This window comes from Xenorhabdus sp. KJ12.1 (assembly GCF_963876495.1).
Lineage (GTDB): Bacteria > Pseudomonadota > Gammaproteobacteria > Enterobacterales > Enterobacteriaceae > Xenorhabdus > Xenorhabdus stockiae.
Genome location: NZ_CAWNQH010000111.1, coordinates 1 through 5045, shown reverse-complemented (window position 1 = coordinate 5045; position 5045 = coordinate 1). Strand labels below are relative to the sequence as shown.

Genomic DNA, 5045 nt, shown 5'->3' with positions numbered 1-5045 from the left:
TCCATGGCCTGTTCCTCCCCGGAGTCGTTTTAGGCTTTCACCAAAACTTTGCTCCTGGAACAGGCCTCTCGTCAATTTCTTATCCAGAATTCAGGTTAAGTAGTTATCTGAATGTATCGAACTATTTTGTGGGCCGAGAGTAGGTGGAGGGTTAAAATCTCCACCTTTTTATCATAGAGATTTATATAAATCTTCAACCGAAGGAATCTTACAGTCCAAGTCACCAAGCCCGAACAAGTCTTTAATCAGTCCATCCATTTTCTTAAAATCATTACCAAATTTTCGCTCCAAAATTATTTTTGAACGTGCATCAGCTTTTGAAATATCAGTATAGAGCTTGTTCAAGTTCTTCTGAAGATCAGTAATCGCTTTGTGCTTTTTAACTTCTTCTGATTTAGAGAAATCGATAGTAGGAATTGGCATCCGTTTCTGGATCTTAGTCCCGCGAGCAATAAAACCACCTCTAAACACTTCACCATATACAGAGGCGAACCATTCCAAATGTCTTGAAGTTAGAATTGCTTGTATGTAATAAATAGAATACATGCATTTATCAGGCACGTTTATGATGCTATAACCGGCCGTTCCTCCAGATGAAACAAAAGTCCTATGATTATCTATTGAATACTTAAAGCCATTAGATAAAACACCAACAATTATTTTCTGTACCACATCGCAATTTTCCAATGCTTGCGCTCGACCGTATCTATACCATTCATTAGGTGTAGTAGGAACAGGCATAATAGAACGCTTTTCGTTGTTTAAGTGCTCTTTTACAATCTGTAAGAACTCAAACATTTTAGGGAAATCTTGCTGCAACTCCTCATATTCAATGAAAAAAACTTTTTCCCCTACCTTCTTGTATGGATAGATAACAAAAGCGTTTGGTTCAACGTCTTTGTATGTGTAGAAGTGATCTTCACCGTTGCGAACAGTTTCAAAGTAAGGACGTGTAAGTTCTTTCTCCACCTGATACTGATCGCCATCATATTCAAAGAATATATAACCGTTCTCAGTCTTTATCTCATTATGAATGTAATGAGCGTTTGCACTTGTCTGAATACCATTCTCAATGGTCTTCTTACCTAAAATTTCTTCTAATGTCTTAGATCTACTATACATTTTAGTCAAAATGTCATTTGTTTCTTTTTCAAGAATCCAAGTGTCCGAATCAAGCTTATCAACTTCATAGGTGTTTGAAAGTAATGACTTGTCTTCACGAGTTAACCACTTTTTGAAATCCTTAACTTCGTAAAATGAAAATTCATCTTGCTGTGATTTAGTTAAAAATAATAGGCAGGTATAGGTTGTCTTATCTTTGAAAACTTGATTTGAACCGAATGAGATCAGCTTACAAAGATACTTATTATCTGCTAGAAGTTTTCTAAGGTTCTGACCAGCTCCAACCTTAATGAATTTTGAAGGTAGTATGTAGCCAAGATGACCATCTTCTTTCAGTAGCTGAATAGAGCGTTCAACAAACAAGAAATATTTATCAAATTGCTTATATGCTGATTTGAATTTCTTCTTGTAGATTATCAGTTCTGCTGGTGTGAGCCGTTTCATATGCTCAGTAGCCATATAAGGTGGATTTCCAACAATCACATCAAATCTATGGTCTATATCAAACGGATTCACTTTTAACAAATCGGTTTGCTTAATGTTGTCTGATAGATCAATCAGACTATTACCAAAAAGAATATTTCTATCCGTTCTTGGCAAGATAGGTTTCTTGATTCCGATGGTGCCTTTTGATTCACCTTCAAGAAGCTTAAGGAGAAGCCCGAAAGAACACGCATTAACCGCATTAAAATCCTTATCTACACCATAGATACAACGGGTTAATATTTCCTTTTTAGTTTCTAAAGTTAGCTTATAGCTATGCGGCGCAAGCTGCTGCAACTTAGACTGATCATTTTCAATATAGTAATCTATTAGAATATCTTGAATCGTTTGAAATACTTCTAGAAGAAATGCTCCAGAGCCACAAGCTATATCAGCAAATTTGGAATTTAAAATCTGTTCATCAGTCTTGCCTTTGCAATACTCAACAACAGTATTTCGAACAATTTCTTTTACAATGTGGTTCGGCGTGGTAACTACATCTCTATTGAGATGCTCTTCTTTTGGTTGAATATCTACTTCACCATCAGAGTTTATTTTGATTCGTTCACTCAGAAATATCTCATAGATGTTGCCTAAGATATCGGATGAAAAAACAGAGAATGAATAGGTGCTCTGTGGGAAGTATAGCTGTTCAATAATCGCCCAAATACAAGATTCTTCATTATGAATCAGTTCATCAATATGGCTCAAATAGAATAAGCCAGAGTTATACTTTTTGTCTGATTGTTTCAGCTTTGTGATTAATGATTGAAAGTCTTTTTCTTCTGCATAATGGTAAAGAGTTTCATACTCTTCTAAATCACGGTCTTCACAAACTCTTAGAAACACAATACTGTTTATGTAGCTCTGAGTAAGGTCGTTAAGCTCTTCCTCATTTAACTTTGGCTTTATCTTCAAAAATTCATCGGCCAGCACCAAACGCCACTGGTTAATTTGTCCCAAGAACAGATCATCAACACTAAATCGTGAAATTTTGCTTTCAATCTCAGACCACTCATCATCAAATTGCCCCGTATATACACTTTCCCGACCGATAAGGAAAAGAATCTCTTCTAAGTTGTCTACAAGCTCAGTGTAGTGATAAAGCTTAATCCGTGAATTTGTGGCAGTGTCAGCCTCTTTCACTTGATTTGAACAGTCATAGATAGCGGTATATTCAAAGTTAGATAATACGGAAATTTTCAACTTAGCGGTAAAGCCATAACGCCTTACTTGCTTCGCTGGTTCTGGATCTGCTTCTACATGAACACTTGGTTTTTTAGCTTCTACAAAGAATTTTCGCTCAGAGAAAAGACGGAAAGTGTAATCAGGTTTTTTAGTGTTTTCACCTGCTTTTATTTTTAGTCCTTCTTCTACCAAAACTTCCCGTTCATTCGTAGGTTTGCCACTGGAGTTTGTAATGTCCCAACCAAGAATGATGAATAACTGATCGAGAAAATCAGTTCTAAGTTGAGTTTCATTGTAAGTTGGAGAGCGATGTAGAGCTAGGTCTCCTTCGTAACGGTCAACTAACCGCTGTAACTGTTCAATTTTTGTCATTCTTTCATCTCATAGCCAGCCTGATTAGACATTAGTAAATCTAAAGATGAAAAGTGTCGCACAACAACAGATACTTATCTACGAATAACTAATTGAATTAAAAGGTCAGCGCTCAAAGAGGTAAGCCCTGTTTCCCATTGATTAACCCTAGGATGTGAATGACTATATTTGGCACAAAGCGCCTATCTAAATAGTTTATCAAAATGATAGGAGTATTCCTTACCCCGCGTGCCACGCGGGGTAAGGAATACCACATGTTGACACTCTCACTATTATGAAAAGTTATATAGTTAGGTTTCATTTAGATCACCAATAGTGCCAGCTAGGGTCTTATTTAGTAATCAAATTGGTACAACTAACTCTTTTTGTCCAGAATCAGGCTAAAGGTAATTTCCAATGATTTGAGTGTGGTAGTTCAACCCCACACTGACGCGCTGCGCTTGTCTTCTCCTAGTTACCGGGCTAATACATTAACCCAGCAACTCTGAGATCTGAAAGATCACCTGCCAGAGAAAACATTTTTACCTACCCCCTCCCTATTAAAGAATTATGGATAAAACTGTTCACCTTTGAGTATTTTTATTTAAATTCATGTTGTTAAAGGGTGATGAGTTGAAATTACACTCTTCACTACTCTTCACCCAACCGTTCACCTCCAACCAGAAAAAAGGTGAACATTGTGAACAGTTTTAAAATAACTATTCATCCTATAATACGTTGATATATTTGGTTTAAATTATAGGATGAACAGTGGTGAATACTTTTTTATATTTCTTTGAAAAATATCTGTAATCAGAAAAAAATTATTCTTCTGGCTGGCTATTCCTTGTCAGTTTCGGCATCCATTCTATAGCGGTATCGAGATTCAGGCTCAGATTGCTGCGAATGCCCTGTTTGCTTTTCTTGCGTAAATATTGCTGGCTGTACTCTGCCAGTGCGCCCGGCATATCCATGCCAAAACGAGTCACGGAAACAGGTTTATTCAGGTTATTGCCTTTCATATAAGCAAGATAGGCGTGATAAAGGTATTTGCGGGGATTGAACGGCATAATTTCCGCATTACCGATTAATAGGCCATCAACTTCATGGGAAGCAATGAGATAACCGCAAAAATCGACCAGTGGATCTGTACCACGTTTGATATCCAGTGCTTCTTCTGATTTCTGTTGCTCTGCCAGTAAACACCTTGCAGTTTGCGGATCAAAGAATCTGTGAAGCAAATGTCGGATAATCACGGGCAACTCTGCCGCTATTTTATCCCGCAGGAGTGGATCACGTTCATTTTCTGGTACGACTTCGGAAAAATTAAAAATTACCCGACGCCGCGATACTCCACCACTGCGATCACTGAAGCTCATGGCATTATTGTTCACTGCCAGTACAACAGCGGGAATGCGAATTGAATAGGGTTGTTTGTGCTTTGGATCAATAGCAACTTCATCGCCGCCAGTAATCGCCTTGATGCCGGAACCATCACCCACATAACGGGTTTGGTCTGGCAGGATAATCAGCGAATAGCCGACAATCAACGCCCGTTCCCGTGGATTTTCCAGTGCAGCCATACTTGCGGAAACGGTATTGCCTTTACCTGCCAGCATGGAACAAATTTCGGCAAAGATGCTTTTGCTACTGCCTCCTGCTCCGGTGACTTCCAGAAAAAGTTGCCAGTCATAACGGTTCGCCAGCACCATAAACAGCGCCGCTAGTACTCTATATGCTTTGTTTTCAGAGTTGGCTGTTGCCTGATTTAGCCAGCGCCAGAACTTTGGTGCGTGATCTTGGGTCATGCTCCCAATGATTAGATCTTGTGATAAACTCCCTACTTTTTATTCTGGGTGAGATATGGCTAAAGTGGATGTGATTTGTCGTTACTGTCATAA

Annotated in this window: 1 protein-coding gene and 1 pseudogene; both read right to left on the bottom strand. The window is 38.4% G+C overall.

Translation table 11 applies throughout. The features are described from left to right. Nucleotides 1–171 precede the first annotated feature (171 nt). Nucleotides 172–3165, bottom strand: a complete 2994-nt coding sequence (locus AACS92_RS18840; protein WP_099111952.1) for an Eco57I restriction-modification methylase domain-containing protein — start codon at nt 3163–3165, stop codon at nt 172–174. A gap of 803 nt (nt 3166–3968) precedes the next feature. Then, a pseudogene (locus AACS92_RS18835) lies at nt 3969–4958 on the bottom strand (DNA primase family protein); the annotation flags it as partial. Between the last annotated feature and the right edge of the window lie 87 nt (nt 4959–5045).

Bases quoted from the DNA above. Each gene is read 5' to 3' on its own strand.
- AACS92_RS18840 (WP_099111952.1), bottom strand. From the start codon at position 3,165: ATGACAAAAATTGAACAGTTACAGCGGTTAGTTGACCGTTACGAAGGA.